Below are 20,216 nucleotides of genomic sequence, written 5' to 3'. Positions count from 1 at the left end.
GTAGAGCGCAGCGAAACCCATCGATCCGAGCCCGAAACACCGCGATCATCGGCGACCCCAGCATGGGTTTCGCACGGCTCTACCCATCCTACGAGTTGAATTCCGCCCCCCGTAGGATGGTGTAGAGCGCAGCGAAACCCATCGATCCGAGCCCGGAACACCGCGATCATCGGCGACCCCATCAATGCCGCTGTTCGGGGATCACTCGGCGATATCGATGACGACCTTGCCGAAGGCGGTGCCCTGCTCCACCGCATCGTGGGCGTCGTGGGCGGTCGCCAGGGTGAAATGACGCGGGTCGAGCACCGGCTTGAGCTTGCCGGCTTCCACCAGGCGCGTGGCATCGGCGAGGACTTCGCCGTGGTGGGCGCGGCCTTCGCCGGTAAGCATGGGCAGCAGCACGAAGATGCCGTTCAGGGTCGCCGCACGCAGGGACGACGGCGCCAGGCTGTGGTTGCCGAAGGCGGCACAGCTGACCACATGGCCACGGATACGCACCGATTCCAGGGCGTCGTCGAGGGAGCTGCCGCCCACGGTGTCGTAGACCACATCGAAGCCCTTGCCACCGGTGAAGGCCGCCACGTAATCGGCCGCCTTGGTGGTGTGGTAGTCGATGGGCGTGGCACCCAGGCCGCGCACCATCTCGTGCTTGGCCGGCGAGGCGGTGGCGAACACCTCGGCGCCGAACGCCTTGGCGATCTGCACGGCGATATGGCCGACGCCGCCGGAACCGCCGGTCACCAGTACCGTCTGCCCGGAATGCAGGCGTGCACTGTCCACCAGGCCTTCCCAGGCGGTGAGGAACACCAGCGGCAGCGCCGCGGCTTCACGCATGCTCAGGTTCTTCGGTTTCAGCGCCAGCAGGCGCCAGTCCGCCGCGACGAACTCCGCCAGGGTGCCCTGCAGGCCGCGCACGCCGCCGACCAGGCCGTAGACCTCGTCACCGGCCTTGAAGCGCGTCACACCCGCGCCCACCGCCTCCACCACGCCCGCCAGTTCGGTGCCCAGCACCGCCGGCAGCACCGGGTCGGCGTAGGGCGCACGGCCGGTACGGATCTTGTAGTCGATGGGGTTCACCCCGCTGGCCTTGATGCGCACCAGCACCTGGCCTTCGCCGGCGACCGGGCGGGCGATCTCCTGCTGGGTGAAGCGGCCGCTCTGGTAATCCTCGAGCACGAGGGCGCGCATGGTGACGGGGTTCGACATGGGATTCACTCCTTGGCAATCAGCTTCGCCGGGGCCTGGCCCGGCATCCGGCGCCCACTATAGAGCCGCCGCGAGGGCGAGGAAACAGGGACGCTGCCGCACCAGGGCGTCAGCGCAACGGCAAGCATCGACACCACTGATACTGACCATCAGCCCCTTTCAATTCTCCGATTGCCAGCGGACCGGCAAGATTCGCTCATCGGCCTTGTGCCCCATGAACCGAGACGACCGCCATGACCGCTCACTCGAAATTCGTCGACAGCAGCTACCTGGTCACCCACGTGACCCTGGATGAGTTCCACCTGCACTTCGAGACCGAAGTCGCCATCTGCCAGGAAGACGGCACCTTCGAGATGCTCCAGGCCCCGACGCCCATCGCCGAGCGCCGCGCCCTGCGCCAGCTGATCCGCAACCAGGCCGCCTGATAACAGCGGCCCGGTCGCGCCGCCTCAGGCCTTGACCTGGGCGGGGAATGGCAGGGTCCGCAGGCGTACGCCAACCGCCGCGTGCAGGGCATTGGCCAGCGCCGGTGCCAGGGGCGGCACACCGGGCTCACCCACGCCCGTGGGCTGTTCGGTGGACGGCAGGATGTGCACCTCCACCGTCGGCATTTCGTTCATCCGCAGCACCTGGAAGTCGTGGAAGTTGGATTGCTCCACGGCGCCATCCTTCAGCGTCACCGCACTGTGCAGCGCCGCCGCCAGGCCGAAGCCGATGCCGCCCTCCATCTGCGCGCGGATCACGTCGGGGTTGATCGGCACGCCGCAATCCACGGCGCAGACCACGCGATCCACCTTATAGGCACCGTCGGCCTTCACCGTCACTTCCACCACCTGGGCCACGTAGCTGCCGAAGGATTCGTGCACGGCGATGCCACGGCCACGCTTCTCACCTTCAGCGCCAGCCTTGAGCGGCTGCTTCCAGCCGGCCTTGCTCGCCACCACTTCCAGCACGCCCCGGTGGCGCGGGTGTTTCTCCAGCAGTGCATGGCGGTAGTCGTAGGGGTCCTTGCCGGCGGTGGTGGCGGCTTCGTCGATCAGCACCTCGGCGGCGAAGCCGGTGTGGGTGTGGCCCACCGAGCGCCACCATTGCACCGGCACCAGGATGTCGTCGGGGGTGGCCAGTTCCACCTGCAGGTTGGGCACGGCGTAGGAGAGGTTCGCCAGCCCTTCCACCGAGGTGTTGTCGATGCCGTCCTTGATCAGGAAGGCCTCCATGCCGGTGCCCTTGATGATGGATTGGCCGACGATGCGGTGGTGCCAGGCCAGCAGCTTGCCCTCGGCATCCAGCGCCAGGCGCGCACGGTGCAGGTAGGCCGGGCGGTAGTAGCCGCCACGGGTGTCGTCCTCTCGGGTCCAGACCAGCTTCACCGGCGCCTTGATGCCCTGGTCCCGTGCGGCCTTGGCCACCGCCACGGCTTCCAGCGGGTAGTCCGACACCGGGTTGGCGCGGCGGCCGAAGCTGCCGCCGGCGTAGAGCTGGGTGATAGCGACCTTGTCCACCGGGATGCCCAGGTACTTGGCCACGGCCACCTGGTCGCCGGTCTGCCACTGCTCGCCGTTCCAGATTTCGCAGGCGCCGTCGCCGAGCTTGACCAGGCAGTTCATCGGCTCCATCGCCGCGTGGGCCAGGTAGGGGAATTCGAACTCCGCCTCGATCAGCTTCGCCGGCTTGGCCAGCGCGGCGTCCACGTCGCCGCTGCGCGCGGCCATCAGCCCGGGCTTGCCGGCGCTCTCGCGGTACTTGGCGAAGATCTCGGCGCTGCCCAGCTTGAAGGCCTTGCTCTCGTCCCATTCGATGACCAGCGCATCGCGGCCCTGGCGCGCGGCCCAGGTGTTCTTCGCCAGCACGGCGACCCCGGCGCGGCCATGGGGCAGGTCACGGAATTCGACCACGGCCACCACGTTGGCGATGGCCTTGGCCTTGCTCGCGTCCACCTTCCCGGGCACGCCACCGAAGCGCGGCGGGTAGGCGACCACGGCCACCAGCATGTCCGGCAGCTTGAAGTCCTGGGTGAATACGGCGGTGCCGTTGGTCTTGTCGTGGCTGTCCTTGCGCTTGGCGGTCAGCTGGCCGATGAGCTTGAAGTCCTTCGGCTGCTTGAGCTTCACCTCGGTGGGCACCGACTCCTGCGCGGCCGCCTCGGCCAGGTCGCCGAAGCCCGCCTTGTTGCCGGAGGCGGCATGGGCCACCACGCCCTCACTGACGGTGATGGCCTCGGCCGGCACCTTCCATTGCTTCGCGGCGGCGGCCACCAGCATGGCCCGGGCGCTGGCCCCGGCCTTGCGCATCTGCTCGAAGGAGTTGGCCATGGCACTGCTGCCACCGGTGCCCTGCAGGGTGCCGAAGGCCAGGTTGTTGTACACGGCGGCGTTGGCCGGCGCGCCCTCGACCACCACGCGGTTCCAGTCGGCGTCCAACTCCTCGGCCACCAGGGTGGCGAGGCCGGTGTAAGCGCCCTGGCCCATTTCCACGTGCTTGGCGACCACGGTCACGGTGCCGTCGCGGGCGATGCGCACGAAGGCGTTGGGTTCGAAGCGCGCGTCGGCGGCGAACATCTCGGCGGCGTCCAGCAGCGGCGCGAAGAGCACGCCCAGGGCCAGCCCGCCGCTGCCCTGGAGGAAGGTGCGGCGGCTGATGTTGAGGATGCCGTTGCCCGGCGCAGCCTGGGTTTCGATCTTGCCCATGTCGGTGCTCCTCAGGCCAGTTGGCCGGCTGCTTCGTGGATGGCCGCGCGGATGCGCACGTAGGTGGCGCAGCGGCAGATATTGCCGCTCATGGCCGCATCGATATCGGCGTCGCTGGGCTTGCGGTTGCCCGCCAGCAGCGCGGTGGCCGCCATGATCTGCCCCGACTGGCAGTAGCCGCACTGGACCACGTCGAGCTTGCGCCAGGCCTCCTGCACCACCTTGCCCACGGCGTCATCGCCCACCGCCTCGATGGTGGTGATCTTCTTGCCCACCAGCATCGACACCGGGGTGATGCAGGCCCGCGTCGGCTGCCCGTCCACGTGCACGGTGCAGGCCCCGCACAGGGCCATGCCGCAGCCGTACTTGGTGCCGGTCATCTCGGCGACGTCGCGCAATGCCCAGAGCAACGGCATATCGGGGGCGATATCGAGTTCCTTGTCTTGGCCATTCAGGTTCAGGGTGATCATCGGCTTCTCCACCTCTACGGGTATGGATTCATGGTTCACCGGCCACGGGAGGGCCGGTTCAGGGCACGGTTGTTTCAGGGTAGAAGCTCCCTGGCTGTCCCAGCGCCGTTACGGCGGCGGGACGACCAGCGGAGCGGTATCAGGCGCTCTGGCGCAGGCGCGCGATGTCGCGCTGCGGCGGCTCGCCGAACAGACGGCTGTATTCGCGGCTGAATTGCGAGGGGCTCTCGTAGCCCACACGGCTGCCGGCGGTGGCGGCGTCCAGCGCCTCGGCGAGCATCAGCCGGCGCGCCTCCTGCAGGCGCAGCTGCTTCTGGAACTGCAGCGGGCTCATGGCGGTGACCGACTTGAAGTGGTGGTGCAGCGCCGAGGTGCTCATGTTCACCTCGCCGGCCAGGGAGCCGATCTGCAGCGGCCGGTGGTAGTTGTTCTTCAGCCAGCTCACGGCCTTGGCGATGCGCTGGGTGTGGCTGCCGACGCAGGCGATCTGGCGCAGCTGCGCGCTGCGCTCGCCCAGCAGCAGGCGATAGAGGATCTCCCGCTCCACCAGCGGCGCCAGCACGGCGATGTCGTCGGGGGTATCGAGCAGGCTCACCAGGCGGATCACCGCGTCCTGCAGGGGCTCGTCCAGGCTGCACACCGAGATGCCGCGCGCGGAGCTGGTCACCGCCGGCGGCCTGTCCATTTCCAGCAACAGCTCGCTGATGCGCGCCGGGTCCAGGTCCAGGCGCATGCTGAGGAAGGGCACTTCGGGGGTGGCGTCCAGCACCTGACCGATCACCGGCAGGTCGAGGGACACGATCAGGTACTGGGACTGGCCGTAGATATAGGTCTCGTCATTGAGCATCGCCTGCTTGCAGCCCTGCACGACGATCCCCAGGGCGGGCTCGTAGAGGCAGTGGATGGGCTCGGTGGCAGCGGTGGCGCGGAACAGTGACAGGCGAGGGATAGGCGTGTGATTGACGCCCTCCTCCCGGGCGAATCGTTCAATCAGGCGCGCGAGCCTGGCTTGCGGCCCCAGGGGTGCGCTGCGCCCCTGTTCTTCGAGGGTTGCGGGTGTGGTCATGGTTTCAGCCCCTCCGGATCAGGCGACAACTCTACTTGCGCGCGCGGGGCGCGTCTTGGGCGGGAAACCACTTAGGCAGGATCAGGCAAGAATCCTGCAGAATCCTGCTACCGAAGCGGCGACCCGTGATCACACACTGGCGCCCCTTCGAGCCTGGCCGACTCCGTGCATCGATGAACGCCGTTGCGACGATCGGCACCCAGCCGGCGAAAACGAAAACCGGCGCACATGGCGCCGGATTCGGTGAAGCCCATTGCAACGGCGGGTCAGTCGGCGACGTGGATCACCACGCGGCCACCGGCCGGGCAGGTTTCCATGTAGCGGCTCGCTTCGACGAAGTCGGCGAACTCGAAGACCCGGTCGATGACCGGCTTGAGCAAGCGGTCGCCGGTCATCTGGTTGATATGCGCGAGGGCTCGCTGCACGGCAGCGTCATCACGCTCCAGGCCGGTTTCCGGGTCACCGGTGAAATCCATCACGCAATGGCGGAAGAACTGCAGGTGCTTCTTGAAGGCAGCGCAGGCCGGGAAGGCTGCATCGTTGCCACCGTTGATGCCATAGAGGATCAGCTTGCCGCGCGGGGACGCGACATCGCCCAGCAGCTTCATCTGGGGGCCGGCGCATTGGTCCAGCACCACCTCCACGCCCTTGCCGGCGGTGAAGCGCTCGACTTCCAGGACCAGGTCCTGCTCCTCGGTGACGATGACCTTGTCGGCGCCCAGCTCCTTAAGGAACGGGCGGCTCTCCGGGTAGCTGGTGGAGGCGATGACGATCGCGCCCAGCGCCTTGGCCAGCTGCACCGACTGCGGGGCCAGGCAATGGCCGGCCTCGGTGATCAGCACATGCTGGCCGGGCTTGACCTTGGCCAGTTCCACCAGGGCGAAGTAACCCAGCAGCAGCGGCGTGTAGTGAACGGCGGCTTCGACCGGGGTCAGCACCTCGGGATAGCGGGTCAGGGCACGGCGCGGCATCAATACGATGTCGCCCCAGGCCGGATAGGTATTCGGGGTGGCGGACGGGAAGCTGGCCACGGCCATGCCGGGCTGCAGGTCATCGACACCTTCGCCAACAGCCTCTACCACGCCGGCCAGCTCGAAGCCGAGCCCGGCAGGCAGACGGGCCTGTTCGGAAGCCAGATTCTGCCGCCAGAGCACGTCTTTCCAACTGACGCCCAGCGCCTGGGTGCGCACCAGAACTTCGCCAAACCCCGGTTTCGGGGTGGGCAGCTCTTCCAGCTTGAGCACATCGGCCTCGCCGAATTGATGAAAACGGATCATGCGGGACATCACACACCTCGCCTGTGACTCTGTCATGGCCATGGACTCTATCCGGGCTTTATCCCTAAAACCACCCGCGCGCATCAATAGTTGTCATAAACACGGATGATGTGAGCCTTGACGACCGCGCTGCAGAGCCTCATTTTTCACACACTTATTTCGGAAGTAGCCCTGCATGAACAGGAACGACCTACGTAGAGTTGACCTCAATCTACTGATCGTGTTCGAGACGCTCATGCATGAGCGCAGCGTGACACGGGCGGCGGAGAAGCTCTTCCTCGGCCAGCCCGCCATCAGTGCCGCCCTGGCGCGGCTGCGTACCCTTTTCGACGACCCGCTGTTCGTGCGCACCGGCCGCAGCATGGAGCCTTCGGCGCGGGCGGTGGAAATCTTCGCCCTGCTCTCCCCGGCGCTGGACTCCATCTCCACCGCCGTGAGCCGTGCCGCCGACTTCGACCCGGCCACCAGCAACGCGGTATTCCGCATCGGCCTGTCCGATGACGTCGAGTTCGGCCTGCTGCCCGCCCTGCTCCGCCGCCTGCGCGCCGAGGCACCCGGCGTGGTGCTGGTGGTGCGCCGTACCAACTACCTGCTGATGCCCAACCTGCTGGCGTCCGGGGAAATCTCCGTGGGCGTCAGCTACACCGACGAGCTGCCGGCCAACGCCAAGCGCAAGACCATCCGCCGCTCCAAGTCCAAGCTGCTGCGCGCCGATGCGATACCCGGCGCGCTGAGCCTGGAGGATTACTGCGAACGCCCCCACGCCCTGGTGTCCTACGCGGGCGACCTCTCCGGCTTCGTTGACGAGGAGCTGGAGAAACTCGGCCGCAAGCGCCGCGTGGTGCTGGCCGTGCCCCAGTTCAACGGCCTCGGCGCGCTGCTCGCCGGCACCGACATCGTCGCCGTGGTGCCCGACTACACCGCCGCCGCCCTCACCGCCGCCGGTGGCCTGCGCGCGGAAGACCCGCCCTACGGCGGCCGCTCCTTCGAGCTGTCCATGGCCTGGCGCGGCGCCCAGGACAACGACCCGGCAGAACGCTGGCTGCGCTCGCGCATCCAGATGTACTGCGGCGACCCGGATAGCCTCGAATAGCGTGTAGGCCGGGTGAAACCCGACGCCCCCAGCCACTCCCACCGCGGGTTTCACCCGCCCTACGGCGATGCCGCGCACCGCTTGGCGACTGAAGTCGCCCCTACAGCCCCGCCGCACGTACGCGACCACTGCGTAGGGTGGATGACGCTTTTTTCATCCACCAGCGGAGCCCGCCATGACACTGATGGGACCGGTTTCAACCGCGAAACGCTTCGCGAATGAATTCGCTCCTACGGGTACGCGCCGGCCCGAATCGATGAAAAGCAACAGCCATTCGCTTCTATCGATAGAACCGCCCCGATCTGCCGTTGCAAGCAATCCCGTGAATGCCCTGAAACCATGCAGCGAACCGCCGAAAGCCCCATTCCAGGGCTGTTTCGCAGGGCAAGCCACCTACTATCAATGGAAAAAAGTGATTTATCACTGACGGTGATATTTATCTTCGTGGCGTTCGATTCGTCCGCGAACGAGCCAGCCAGCAGACTCCGCCCCATCTACAAATCCAAATGGCGGAGCTACACATGGAACAGTCCACTCAATCCACCTGGCGTACCGGCCTCACCCTCGCATCCCTGTTGGTGCTGGTGGCGTGCGGTAAGGCCCCGGAAGCCACGCTTGCACCCGCTGCCGCCAAGGTCAGCGTGGCCGAGGTGCTGCAACAGCCGATCAACGAATGGGACGAATTCACCGGCCGCCTCGAAGCGCCGGAATCCGTCGAGATCCGTCCGCGCGTCTCCGGCTACATCGATCACGTGTCCTTCCGCGAAGGCAGCCTGATCAAGAAAGGCGACCTGCTGTTCCAGATCGACCCGCGCCCCTTCCAGGCCGAAGTGAAACGCCTCGAAGCCCAGCTGCAACAGGCCCGTGCCAGCCAGACCCGCGCCCTCAACGAGGCCCGTCGCGGTGATCGTCTGCGCCAGAGCAACGCCATCTCCGCCGAGCTGGCCGATGCCCGCAGCAGCGCCGCCCTGGAAGCCCAGGCCGCTGTCGCCGCCACCCAGGCCGAGCTGGACAACGCCAAGCTCAACCTCAGCTTCACCCGCGTCACCTCGCCCATCGATGGCCGCGTCAGCCGTGCCGAAATCACCGAAGGCAACCTGGTCAACGCCGGCCAGTCGCTGCTGACCTCCGTGGTCTCCACCGACAAGGTCTACGCCTACTTCGATGCCGATGAGCGCGTCTTCCTTAAATACGTCGAACTGGCCCGCAAGGCCGGCGGTGACGCCCGTGGCGCCAGCCCCGTGTACCTGGGCCTGACCAGCGAGACCGGCAACCCGCACCTGGGCCAGCTGGACTTCCTCGACAACCAGGTCAACCCGCGCACCGGCACCATCCGTGGCCGCGCCGTGTTCGACAACAAGGACGGCCGCTTCACCCCCGGCCTGTATGCCCGCATCAAGCTGGTCGGCAGCGACACCTACCCCGCCGCGCTGATCAAGGACGATGCCATCGGCACCGACCTGGGCAAGAAGTTCGTCCTGGTCCTGGGCGAGAACAACACCGTGGCCTACCGCTCCATCGAGCTCGGCCCGAAGGTCCAGGGCCTGCGCATCATCCGCACCGGCCTGGCCAAGGGCGAGAAGATCGTGGTCAACGGCCTGCAGCACACCATGCCCGGCGCCACCGTCGACCCGCAGTCCGTGCCCATGGCCGACGAGAACACCCTCGCCGAGCTGGCCCGCCTGCGCCAAAGCGTGGAAGGCCGTGACGCACCGCGTGTCGCCGAACAGAACGCCAAACCTGCCGTCGCTCCGCGCGGTTGAGGTAGTACGACATGAATTTTTCCCAGTTCTTCATCCTGCGGCCGATCTTCGCCGCCGTGCTGTCGCTGCTGATCCTGATCGGCGGCGCCATCTCGCTGTTCCAGCTGCCCATCAGCGAATACCCCGAAGTGGTCCCGCCCACCGTGGTCGTGCGCGCCAACTTCCCCGGCGCCAACCCCAAGGTGATCGGTGAGACCGTAGCCTCGCCCCTGGAGCAGGCCATCGTCGGTGTGGAAGGCATGCTCTACATGTCGTCCCAGTCCACCAACGACGGCAAGCTGACCCTGACCATCACCTTCGCCCTGGGTACCGACCTGGACAACGCCCAGGTGCAGGTGCAGAACCGCGTCACCCGGACCATGCCCACCCTGCCCACCGAAGTGCAGCGGCTCGGCGTGACCGTGGACAAGGCCTCCCCGGACCTGACCATGGTGGTGCACCTGACCTCGCCGGATAACCGCTACGACATGCTCTACCTGTCCAACTACGCCGCGCTCAACGTGAAAGACGAGCTGGCGCGCCTGGACGGTGTGGGCGACGTGCAGCTGTTCGGCATGGGCAACTACTCCCTGCGCGTCTGGCTGGACCCGAACAAGGTGGCCTCGCGCAACCTCACCGCCACCGACGTGGTCAACGCCATCCGCGAGCAGAACCGCCAGGTGGCGGCCGGTGCCCTGGGTGCGCCGCCGTCCGATGCGGGCAACAGCTTCCAGCTCTCGATCAACACCCAGGGCCGCCTGGTCACCGAGGAAGAGTTCGAGAACATCATCATCCGTGCCGGCGACGACGGCGAGATCACCCGCCTGCGTGACGTGGCGCGCATCGAACTGGGCTCCAGCCAGTACGCCCTGCGCTCGCTGCTGAACAACCAGCCGGCCGTGGCCATCCCGGTGTTCCAGCGCCCCGGCTCCAACGCCATCGAGATCTCCGACTCCGTGCGGGGCCGCATGGCCGAACTGAAGAAGAGCTTCCCCCAGGGCATGGACTACGAAATCGTCTATGACCCGACCATTTTCGTGCGCGGCTCCATCGAAGCGGTGGTCCACACCCTGCTCGAAGCCATCGTGCTCGTGGTCCTGGTGGTGATCCTGTTCCTGCAGACCTGGCGCGCCTCGATCATCCCGCTGGTGGCCGTACCGGTCTCGCTGATCGGCACCTTCGCGGTCATGCACCTGTTCGGCTTCTCCCTCAACGCCCTGTCGCTGTTCGGCCTGGTGCTGGCCATCGGCATCGTGGTGGACGACGCCATCGTGGTGGTGGAGAACGTCGAGCGGAACATCGGCCTCGGCAAATCACCGGTGGACGCCACCCGCCAGGCCATGAAGGAAGTGACCGGCCCCATCGTCGCCACCGCTCTCGTGCTGTGCGCCGTGTTCGTGCCCACCGCCTTCATCTCCGGCCTCACCGGGCAGTTCTACCAGCAGTTCGCGCTGACCATCGCCATCTCCACCGTGATCTCGGCCTTCAACTCGCTGACCCTGTCCCCGGCGTTGGCCGCCGTGCTGCTGAAGGACCACCACGCGCCCAAGGACCGCTTCTCGCGCATCCTCGACAAACTCTTCGGTGGCTGGCTGTTCGGCCCGTTCAACCGCGTCTTCGAGCGTGCCGGCAACGGCTACGTCGGCACCGTGCGCCGCGTGCTGCGTGGCAGCTCGGTGGCCCTGCTGGTCTACGGCGGCATCCTGGTGCTCGGCTACCTGGGCTTCTCCAGCACCCCGGCCGGCTTCGTGCCGCAACAGGACAAGCAGTACCTGGTGGCCTTCGCCCAACTGCCCGATGCCGCGACCCTGGATCGCACCGAAGCGGTGATCAAGCGCATGTCCGAGATCGCCGCCAAGCACCCGGGCGTGGAAAACACCGTGGCCTTCCCCGGTCTGTCCATCAACGGCTTCACCAACAGCCCCAACAGCGGCATCGTGTTCACCCCGCTCAAGCCCTTCGATGAGCGCAAGGACCCGTCCATGTCCGCCGGTGCCATCGCCGCCGAGCTGAACAAGGAGTTCGCCGGTATCCAGGACGCCTACATCGCCATCTTCCCGCCGCCGCCCGTACAAGGCCTCGGCACCATCGGCGGCTTCCGCCTGCAGGTGGAGGATCGCGGCAACCTGGGCTACGAGGAGCTGTACAAGCAGACCCAGAACATCATCAACAAGGCGCGCCAGCTCCCCGAGCTGAACCCCATGTCGGTGTTCACCAGCTACCAGGTCAACGTCCCGCAGGTGGATGCCAACATCGACCGCGAAAAGGCCAAGACCCACGGCGTCGCCATCAGCGACATCTTCGACACCATGCAGGTCTACCTCGGCTCGCTGTATGCGAACGACTTCAACCGCTTCGGCCGTACCTACCAGGTCAACGTCCAGGCCGACCAGCCGTTCCGCCTCGAACCCGAGCAGATCGGCCAGCTGAAGGTGCGCAACAACCGTGGCGAGATGATCCCGCTGTCCACCTTCGTCAAGGTCGACAACGCCTCCGGCCCCGACCGCGTGATGCACTACAACGGCTTCATCACCGCCGAGATCAACGGCGCCGCCGCTCCGGGCTACAGCTCCGGCCAGGCCGAGGAAGCGATCGCCAAGCTGCTCAAGGAAGAACTGCCCAACGGCATGACCTACGAATGGACGGACCTGACCTACCAGCAGATCCTCGCCGGCAACACCGCGATCTTCATCTTCCCGCTCTGCGTGCTGCTGGCCTTCCTGGTGCTGGCCGCCCAGTACGAAAGCTGGAGCCTGCCGCTGGCGGTGATCCTGATCGTGCCGACCGTGCTGTTCTCGGCCATCGTCGGGGTGATGCTCGCCGGTAGCGACAACAACATCTTCACCCAGATCGGCTTGATCGTCCTGGTGGGCCTGGCGTGCAAGAACGCCATCCTCATCGTCGAATTCGCCAAGGAGAAACAGGAAGAAGGCCTCGACCGCCTGGCCGCGGTACTGGAAGCCTGCCGCCTGCGTCTGCGCCCGATCCTGATGACCTCCATCGCCTTCATCATGGGCGTGGTACCCCTGGTGCTCTCCTCCGGCGCCGGCGCCGAAATGCGCCACGCCATGGGTGTAGCGGTGTTCAGCGGGATGATCGGCGTGACCTTCTTCGGCCTGCTGCTGACCCCGGTGTTCTATGTGCTGATCCGCGGCTTCGTCGAGAAAGGCGAAGCCCGCAAGGCAGCCAAGGCCCAGAAACTCAAGGAACTGCACGCATGATCAACAAGGCTTTCGCCCCTGCCCTGCTGGCCCTCGCCTTGAGCGCCTGCGCCGTGGGCCCGGACTACAAGGCCCCCGACAGCGAGCCCGCGCGGCTCGCTGCCGCGGACGCCGGCCACTACGACCGCGCCCGCTTCGAAACCCTCTGGTGGCAACAGTTCGACGACCCGACCCTGAACCAGCTGGTGCAGCAGTCCCTCGAACAGAACCGCGAGCTGCGCGTGGCCTTCGCCCGCCTGCGCGCCGCCCGTGCCATCCGTGACGACGTCGGCAACGACCAGCTGCCGACCATCACCAGCCGCGCCAGTGCCGAAGTCGGCAAGGGCCAGCAGCCCGGCCAGACCGAACAGCGCGTCAACGCCGAGCGCTACGACCTGGGCCTGGACATGGCCTGGGAGCTGGACCTGTTCGGCCGCATCCAGCGCCAGATCGAAGCCAGCGACGCCGAGATCGGCGTCGCCCAGGCCGAGCTGCAACAGCTGCAGGTCAGCCTCATCGCCGAGCTGGTGGACGCCTACGGCAACCTGCGTGGCGCCCAGCTGCGTGAACGCATCGCCCGCGAAAACCTGAAGAACCAGCAGGAATCCCGTGGCCTCACCGAGCAACTGCGTGACGCCGGCGTCGGCAATGAACTGGACGTGCTGCGCGCCGACGGCCGCCTGGCCGCCACCGAAGCCACCCTGCCGCAACTGCAGGCCCTCGAAGTGCGTTCGCGCAACCGCATCGCCACCCTGCTCGGCCAGCGCCCGGAACAGCTGAGCGTCGATCTTTCGGCCAAGCCGCTGCCGGTGATCGCCAAGGAACTGCCCATCGGCGACCCCGCCGAGCTGCTGCGCCGCCGCCCCGACGTCGCCGCCGCCGAACGCCAGCTGGCCGCCGCCACCGCCAATGTCGGCGTGGCCACGGCCGACCTGTTCCCCCGCGTCAGCCTCTCCGGCTTCCTCGGCTTCACCGCCGGACGTGGCTCGCAGATCGGCTCCTCCGCTGCTCGCGCCTGGGGCGTGGCACCGACCATCAGTTGGGCCGCCTTCGACCTCGGCAGCGTGCGGGCCCGCCTGCGCGGCGCCGAAGCCGATGCCGACGGCGCCCTGGCCGGCTACGAGCAGCAGGTGCTGCTGGCCCTGGAAGAATCCGAGAACGCCTTCAGCGACTACGCCAAGCGCCAGCAACGGCTGATCTCCCTGGTCCGCCAGTCGGAGGCCACCCGCGCCGCCGCCCAGCAGGCCGCCGTGCGCTACCGCGAAGGCACCGTGGACTTCCTCGTGCTGCTGGACGCCGAACGCGAACGCCTGGCCGCCGAAGACGCCCAGGCCCAGGCCGAAGTGGAGCTCTACAGCGGCATCGTCGCCATCTACAAGGCCCTCGGCGGCGGCTGGCAGCCCCAGGCCTGAACCTCTCCTCCTGGCTCGGCCGCCCCCCGGCCGACCTCTCGCCCCGCGACGGTGCCCCTGTCGCGGGGCTTTTTTTGCCTGAAGAAAGCCAGCCGGCGCGCTGCCCCATCGTGGGAGCGAATTCATTCGCGATGGAACATCCGCCCATTCGCAGCCCAGTACCGGCGGCAGGCCTTTCGCGGCTGAAGCCGCTCCCACAGGGAGTGTCCGCAGCGAGGCCATGCATCGCCGTGTTGGGCCTCGCTGCGCTCGCCGCCAACCTACGCACCGTGCCGCTGTAGGTCGGGTGCAACCCGACATATACCGTGCAAGGGCCTCGCGGGTTTCGCTCTACGGAACTGACCGCTGTGTAGGGTGGATGACGCTCTTTTCATCCACCAGGCGATGCATCACCCCACACCACAGCCCACCCGGTAGGGGCGAATTCATTCGCCCAGCGGTGCGCAGCACCGCCACCCCCTCACCGCAACGGCGAGAAACGCGCCGGCAGGCACGCGGTGGAGTGCATGTCGCGCAGCTGCGGGCCGGAGTTTTCCGGCGGCCACACGCCATCGGCCACCGCGCGGGTGCGCACGTCGAGGCGCTGCTCCAGGCTCGCGTAGGGCCAGATGTGCAGGTAGCGCGGGGTGCGGCCGTCGGTGGCGTAGAAGGCCGCGTAGACCTGGGAATAGCCCTCGCCGGTGCGCGGACCGACGGCCTTCTTCCAGCCTTCCAGGGTCGGCGCCAGGCCGGAGGGGATCAGGTCGTACACCCGCAGCTCGTAGAAAGGTCCATGGGCGCCCGGAGCCAGGGGTTCGAGGAAGGGGAACAGCGTGTAGTTCTCCACCTTCATGTCGGTCATGAAGCATTCGATGCCGAAGGCGTCCCGCGCCAGCAGGTAGCGCTCGCGTTCGGCCTGGCGGGCCTGCTCGTCGGTGAAGCCGCGCAGCACGATGACCTGGTTCAACGGGCCGATCTCCGAGGCCCAGCAACCCATAAGGGTGCAGCCGGGGCCGCTGCTGGCCAGGGTTTCTTCCAGGCGCGCCAGGGCATCGGCCGTGGTGCGCACGCGCAGGGTGAAGGTGATCAGTTCGAACAGGCGCATCGTTACCTCGTGGTCCGTGGTTCATCTAGATACGGCGGCGGGCACTGTGCCTGCCACCCTGCAACCGGGGCCGCGAGGGGCGCGTTCACGCCTGCCTCAAGGCCCCGTTGAAACGCGGGGCGAGCCCCATCAGGTCGAGCTTGCGGGTGAATTCGCCGAGGCGGCGCAGCTTGTAGGCCTCCACGTCCACGCCCGCGTAGTCATAGAAGCCTTGCCCCTCACGCAAACCGTTGCGGCCCTCGTGCATGTTGTCGGTGATCACCTGGGGCGAGGCGAAACGCGGGTCGATGGCCCCGGCCAGGTAGCGCGAGGCGTAATAGAGGATGTCGCCGCCGCCCCAGTCGATGAACTCCAGCAGGCCCAGCACCGAGAAGCGCAGGCCGAAGCCGACGCGGATCGCCGTGTCGATGTCCTCGGCGCTGGCCACGCCCTCCTCCACCATGCGCGCGGCCTCGTTCATCGCCAGGGCCTGGATGCGCGGCACGATGTAGCCCGCCGCCGGGGCGCAGAGCACCGGCACCTTGCCCACCTGGCGCAGCAGCGCCAGCAGGCGCTCGACCACCTCGCCGCGGGTGGTTTCGCTGCGGCTCACCTCCACCAGCGGGATCAGGTAGGCCGGGTTGAGCCAGTGGGCGTTGACGAAGCGTCCGGGGTGGCTGACCAGCCCGGCCAGCTCGGTGACCAGGAAGGTGGAGGTGGTCGAGGCGATGATGCAGTCGCCGCTGCAATGCAGGCTCAGCCAGGCGAAGCACTCGCGCTTCACCTCCAGCACCTCGGGCACCGCCTCGAACACCAGCTCGGCGCAGGCCAGGTCGGCCAGCGCCTGCTCGCGGTCGCACAGGCGCACCCGGCCCAGCGCCTCGTCCGCCTGCCCGGGTTCGAGCACGCCGAGGCGTACCAGGGTCTGCAGCTCGCCGGCGAGACTGGCGCGCACCTTGTCGAAATACCCCCGCTGCTGCTCGGCATCGCGGGCCTTGATGTCGATGAGGGTCACCGGCAGCCCGGCGTGCATGAAGGCCAGGGCGATGCCTTCGCCCATGCGCCCGGCGCCGACCACGGCGATGCGCGCGGCCATCAGTGGATGCCCTCGCGCAGCAGCTCGACCATCTCGGCGCGGCTCAACCCGGCCAGGCCGAGGCGCTCCAGGGTGCGGCCCTCGGCATAGAGATCGAAGCCGGCCACCGCCGAGGCGATGCTCAGCAGGCCCTGGGCGACGGGCATGGGCACGCTGGCCCAGCGCCCTACCGAAACCAGGAAGGACAGCCCCAGGCGGGTGTCCTCGAGCATGTAGCGGTGGCGCTGCAGGTCGATGTCCTCGCGCCAGTCGCCGCTGTCGGTGAGCTTGCCGTGGGCACCGCGGCCGTACATCCACTCATCGCCCTCGGTGGTGTTGTAGTGGTCGGCCAGGGGGAAATGCGGCCCCGGGTAGCCCAGCGCCTCGCGCAGGGCCATGCGCTCGGCGTCCAGCGCGGTGGTGACGCGGCGGATAGCCGGCTGGGTGCCTTCGTTGTGGATGTCCCAGGTCTCGAAGTGCTCCAGGGGGCCGGCGTTCATCATGATCAGCGGCGGGTGGATGATCGGCCCGGCGTTCATCAGCGCGCCGCTGAGGCCGTCTTCGATGGGTTCGACACTCGGGTAGGCCTGGCGCAGCAGGGCGAAGGCCGGCTCGGCCAGGCGGCTGGGGAACACGCCGGTGGGCAGGCGCGTGGCGTAGCCGCTGATCACCACATTGGCCGCGCCGTGCTTGCGGGCCAGATAGGGCAAGGTGCCGGTCTCGGCGAAGGCCACCTCGGCGTCGTTGCCGGCCTCGTGCATGGCCTTGGCGAACAGGTAGCTGCCGAAGGTGCCCGGCGGCAGGAACAGCACCTGGCCGTCGCGCAGCAGCGGCGCCATTTCCCGCGCCAGGCTCTCATGGGTGGTGGACGGCAGCGGCACCACCAGCAGCTCGGCGAACGCCACGGCTTCGGCCAGGTCGTCGCTCAGGCTGAGGCTGGCGCCCTCGCCGCCCACGGCCACCTGGCGGGTGCCGCGATAGTCCTTGACGGTCAGGCTGCCGATGGCCGCCAGCTCCTTGAGCGCCGCGCCGTCACGGCGCCACAGGCACACGCGGTGCCCCTTCTCCGCCAGCTCGATGGCTGCCGCGTAGCAACCGTGTCCACCGCCGATAACGCTGATATTCATGGGCCAAGTTCCTCGTTCAAGAGCCTCGATCCTAGGGGCCCGACCCGCACCCGGCTGCGCGGAATGCGCAACGAGGATTCGGAATGTGCAAGGGATTGGTGCCGGTTAGGCAATCGATCCCGTAGGGGCGAATTCATTCGCCCAAGGGCCGCGCAGCGGCCCGCATGTCCAACCCGACATCGAAGCCGAGCCATGCTCCGCTGGTGGATGAGAAGAGCGTCATCCACCCTACGATTCGGCTCCTCCCCGGCACAAAAAAACCACGCCGGCATGACCACCGGCGTGGTTGAAAACAGCGGGGAAAATCGGGTGATTCCCCGCCGGGACTACGGGCCTCAGGCTTCCAGGGCGCGGACGCGATCGCGGCGCTCTTCTTCCTTGGGCTTGGCGGCGGCTTGCAGCTGGAAGTCGAAGTCGATCTCGGCGAAGCGGCCTTCGATGCCCCGGGCGTCGGCGGCAGCGGCGTCCTCGATGAAGCGCACCTCGGCCACCAGGCCTTCACGGGTGGCGTAGGCGAAGTCGTCCCACAGGTACTGGTCGCCCGAGAGGTTGATCTGGGTGGTCAGGTGGCGATGGCCGGGGGCGGAGATGAAGAAGTGGATGTGCGCCGGGCGGTTGCCGTGGCGGCCCAGGCTGTTGAGCAGCTCCTGGGTGGGGCCGTCCGGCGGGCAGCCGTAGCCGGAGGGCACGATGCTGCGGGCGCGGTAGCGGCCTTCGCTGTCGGTGATGATGCGCCGGCGCAGGTTGAACTCGGACTGGGTGCTGTCGAAGTAGGAATAGGTGCCGTTGGTGTTGGCGTGCCAGACGTCGACGGTCGCGCCGGCCAGGGGCTTGCCGTCGGTGTCCAGCACCTGGCCCTGGAGGAACATCACGGTGCCCGGGTCGGTGCCGTCGTCCATGCGTGCCTCGCCCTCGGACAGCGGCGCGCCGGCCACGTAGAGCGGGCCCTCGATGGTGCGCGGGGTGCCGCCGCTGAAGCCGGCAGCTTCGTCCTGGGCATCCAGCAGCAGGTCGAGGTAGTGCTCGACACCCAGGCCGGCGACCAGCAGGCCGGCCTCCTGGCGGCTGCCCAGGCGGTTGAGGTAATCCACCGCCTTCCAGAATTCCTCGGTGGTCACGTCCAGGTCCTCGATGATCTTCACGGTGTCGAGGAGGATGCGGTTCACCAGCGCCTTCATGCGCGGGCTGCCCTGGTCGTTGGTGAAGCCGCTGGCTTCCTTGAAGAACTGCTGGACGCTATCGGTCTGGGAGAGTTTGACAGTCATGGTTGGAACCTCATCTTGTAGTTATTGGCCGGGCTTAGCTGGGACGGTGCGGCGATCAGCGATCGTCCTGGTGGATTGACGAAGGGTGGCGGCAGAGCCCGTCGACCTCGATCTCCATGTACGGGAACAGCGGCAGCTGCATCAGCGTGTCGTGCAGCTCCTCGACGCTGGCCAGGTCGAACACGCTGTAGTTGGCGTAGTGGCCGGCGATGCGCCACAGGTGGCGCCACTTGCCCTCGCGCTGCAGGCGCTGGGCCAGTTCCTTCTCGTCGGCCTTGAGCTTGGCGGCCTTGGCCGGGTCCATGTCGAGCGGCAGCTTCACGGTCATCTTCACGTGGAACAGCATGGAAGCATCTCCTTCTTCAGGCGAGGGTTCAGGTACGGCGGAAGCGCGCCAGGCGCTCCTCGTCGAGGGTCAGGCCGAGGCCGGGCAGGCGCGGTACGTGCAGCTGGAAGTCCTGGTAGCGCGGCGGCTCGGTGACGATCTCTTCGGTCAGCAGCAGCGGGCCGAACAGTTCGGTGTCCCAGGCCAGTTCGGCCAGGGTGATGAAGGCGTGGGCCGAGGCCAGGGTGCCGACGCTGCCTTCGAGCATGGTGCCGCCGTAGAGGCCGATACCGGCCGCCTCGGCGATGGCGGCGGTGCGCAGTACGGCGCGCGGGCCACCGTTCTTGGCGATCTTCAGGGCGAACACCGGGGCGGCGCCTTCGCGGGCGAGGTTGAAGGCGTCCTCGACGCATTCGATGGACTCGTCCGCCATGATCGGCGCCGGGCTGCGCAGGGCGAGGCGCGCCTGGCCGGCGCGGTTGTTGCGCGAGATGGGCTGCTCGATCAGGTCGATGCCGTTGTCGCCCAATACCTGGCAGGCACGCAGGGCCACGGCTTCATCCCAGTACTGGTTGACGTCGACGCGCACGCTGGCGCGATCGCCCAGGGCCTTCTTGATGGCGATGACGTGGCGCAGGTCCTGGCTCACTTCGTTGGCGCCGATCTTCAGCTTGAAGATGCGATGGCGGCGCACCTCCAGCATGTGCTCACCCTCGGCGATATCGCGGGCGGTATCGCCGCTGGCCAGGGTCCAGGCCACTTCCAGGCTGTCGCGCACACGGCCACCGAGCAGCTCGCTCACCGGCAGGCCCAGGCGCTTGCCCTGGGCGTCCAGCAGCGCGGTTTCCACCGCCGAGCGGGCGAAGGTGTTGCCGGTGATGGTGCGGTCGATGCGCTGCATCGCGGCATTGACGTTGCTGGCGTCCTGGCCGACCAGCAGCGGCGCGAAGTAGCGGTCGAGGTTGGTCTTGATGCTCTCGGGGCTTTCGTAGCCATAGGCCAGGCCGCCGATGGTGGTGGCTTCGCCTATCCCCTCGATGCCGTCGGCGCAGCGGATGCGCAGGATCACCAGGGTCTGGTTCTGCATGGTGTGCATCGCCAGCTTGTGCGGGCGGATGGTCGGCAGGTCGACGATGATCGCTTCGAGGGACTCGATCGCGGTAGAAATCATTTCAATACCCATCAGGTTCTGTTTTCAATGAACCGGA

General features: G+C 67.5%; 16 protein-coding genes. 5 read left to right on the top strand and 11 right to left on the bottom strand.

All coding sequences use genetic code 11. The features are described 5' to 3' along the window. Positions 1–201 precede the first annotated feature (201 nt). Positions 202–1,206, bottom strand: coding sequence for a zinc-dependent alcohol dehydrogenase family protein (locus PI990_RS14930; RefSeq protein ID WP_271661128.1), 1,005 nt, complete (start codon positions 1,204–1,206; stop codon positions 202–204). Positions 1,207–1,439: 233 nt separating this feature from the next. Here PI990_RS14930 and ptrC point away from each other — a divergent pair, with 233 nt between their 5' ends. Continuing rightward, positions 1,440–1,631: a type III secretion system co-regulatory protein PtrC gene (gene ptrC / locus PI990_RS14925; protein WP_021217305.1), complete on the top strand. Its 192-nt coding sequence runs from the start codon at positions 1,440–1,442 to the stop codon at positions 1,629–1,631. 24 nt (positions 1,632–1,655) lie between these two features. On the opposite strand, the gene PI990_RS14920 is transcribed toward ptrC, so the two are convergent. The 4 genes from PI990_RS14920 to PI990_RS14905 form a co-directional block, all read right to left on the bottom strand. After that, a complete protein-coding gene (locus PI990_RS14920; protein ID WP_271661127.1) occupies positions 1,656–3,893 on the bottom strand; it encodes a xanthine dehydrogenase family protein molybdopterin-binding subunit in 2,238 nt (745 codons plus the stop codon). 11 nt (positions 3,894–3,904) lie between these two features. Next, positions 3,905–4,363, bottom strand: a complete 459-nt coding sequence (locus PI990_RS14915; protein ID WP_043244769.1) for a (2Fe-2S)-binding protein — start codon at positions 4,361–4,363, stop codon at positions 3,905–3,907. Between the two features lie 139 nt (positions 4,364–4,502). Continuing rightward, positions 4,503–5,429: an AraC family transcriptional regulator gene (locus PI990_RS14910; protein WP_021217308.1), complete on the bottom strand. Its 927-nt coding sequence runs from the start codon at positions 5,427–5,429 to the stop codon at positions 4,503–4,505. Between the two features lie 266 nt (positions 5,430–5,695). After that, positions 5,696–6,715 (bottom strand): zinc-dependent alcohol dehydrogenase family protein, encoded by a 1,020-nt coding sequence (locus tag PI990_RS14905; protein ID WP_021217309.1) that lies wholly within the window; start codon positions 6,713–6,715, stop codon positions 5,696–5,698. Positions 6,716–6,881: 166 nt separating this feature from the next. Between PI990_RS14905 and PI990_RS14900 the strand changes: the two genes are divergently transcribed. From PI990_RS14900 to PI990_RS14885, 4 genes are all read left to right on the top strand, one after another. Next, positions 6,882–7,799: a LysR family transcriptional regulator gene (locus tag PI990_RS14900; protein WP_031286975.1), complete on the top strand. Its 918-nt coding sequence runs from the start codon at positions 6,882–6,884 to the stop codon at positions 7,797–7,799. Between the two features lie 521 nt (positions 7,800–8,320). Continuing rightward, the gene (gene mexE, locus PI990_RS14895) at positions 8,321–9,562 is read left to right on the top strand and encodes a multidrug efflux RND transporter periplasmic adaptor subunit MexE (protein WP_271661126.1); all 1,242 of its coding nucleotides are present in this window, start codon (positions 8,321–8,323) and stop codon (positions 9,560–9,562) included. A gap of 11 nt (positions 9,563–9,573) precedes the next feature. Continuing rightward, entirely contained in the window at positions 9,574–12,762 is a 3,189-nt protein-coding gene (locus PI990_RS14890) for an efflux RND transporter permease subunit (protein ID WP_184489114.1), read from the top strand. Then, on the top strand, positions 12,759–14,153 hold the full coding sequence (locus PI990_RS14885) for an efflux transporter outer membrane subunit (protein ID WP_271661125.1): 1,395 nt from the start codon (positions 12,759–12,761) through the stop codon (positions 14,151–14,153). Before PI990_RS14890 ends, PI990_RS14885 begins: the two co-directional genes overlap by 4 nt. A gap of 460 nt (positions 14,154–14,613) precedes the next feature. Here the strand turns inward: PI990_RS14885 and PI990_RS14880 are convergent, their stop codons facing one another. The 6 genes from PI990_RS14880 to PI990_RS14855 form a co-directional block, all read right to left on the bottom strand. Next, on the bottom strand, positions 14,614–15,237 hold the full coding sequence (locus PI990_RS14880) for an NIPSNAP family protein (RefSeq protein WP_021217314.1): 624 nt from the start codon (positions 15,235–15,237) through the stop codon (positions 14,614–14,616). Positions 15,238–15,322: 85 nt separating this feature from the next. After that, a complete protein-coding gene (locus tag PI990_RS14875; protein WP_442969328.1) occupies positions 15,323–16,312 on the bottom strand; it encodes a 3-hydroxybutyryl-CoA dehydrogenase in 990 nt (329 codons plus the stop codon). Continuing rightward, positions 16,312–17,418: an NAD/NADP-dependent octopine/nopaline dehydrogenase family protein gene (locus tag PI990_RS14870; protein WP_271661124.1), complete on the bottom strand. Its 1,107-nt coding sequence runs from the start codon at positions 17,416–17,418 to the stop codon at positions 16,312–16,314. The genes PI990_RS14875 and PI990_RS14870 overlap by 1 nt, the downstream gene beginning before the upstream one ends. A 335-nt stretch (positions 17,419–17,753) precedes the next feature. Further along, a complete protein-coding gene (gene catA, locus PI990_RS14865) occupies positions 17,754–18,683 on the bottom strand; it encodes a catechol 1,2-dioxygenase (RefSeq protein WP_271661123.1) in 930 nt (309 codons plus the stop codon). Positions 18,684–18,738: 55 nt separating this feature from the next. Further along, complete coding sequence (gene catC, locus PI990_RS14860) at positions 18,739–19,029, bottom strand: muconolactone Delta-isomerase (protein WP_184489119.1); 291 nt, start codon at positions 19,027–19,029, stop codon at positions 18,739–18,741. 28 nt (positions 19,030–19,057) lie between these two features. Continuing rightward, positions 19,058–20,179 (bottom strand): muconate cycloisomerase family protein, encoded by a 1,122-nt coding sequence (locus PI990_RS14855; protein WP_271661122.1) that lies wholly within the window; start codon positions 20,177–20,179, stop codon positions 19,058–19,060. Between the last annotated feature and the right edge of the window lie 37 nt (positions 20,180–20,216).

The organism is Pseudomonas sp. TUM22785, from assembly GCF_028198105.1.
Taxonomy (GTDB): domain Bacteria; phylum Pseudomonadota; class Gammaproteobacteria; order Pseudomonadales; family Pseudomonadaceae; genus Metapseudomonas; species Metapseudomonas solani.
The sequence above is the reverse complement of the archived record's forward strand: the minus strand, read 5'-3'. Positions and strand labels throughout refer to the sequence as shown.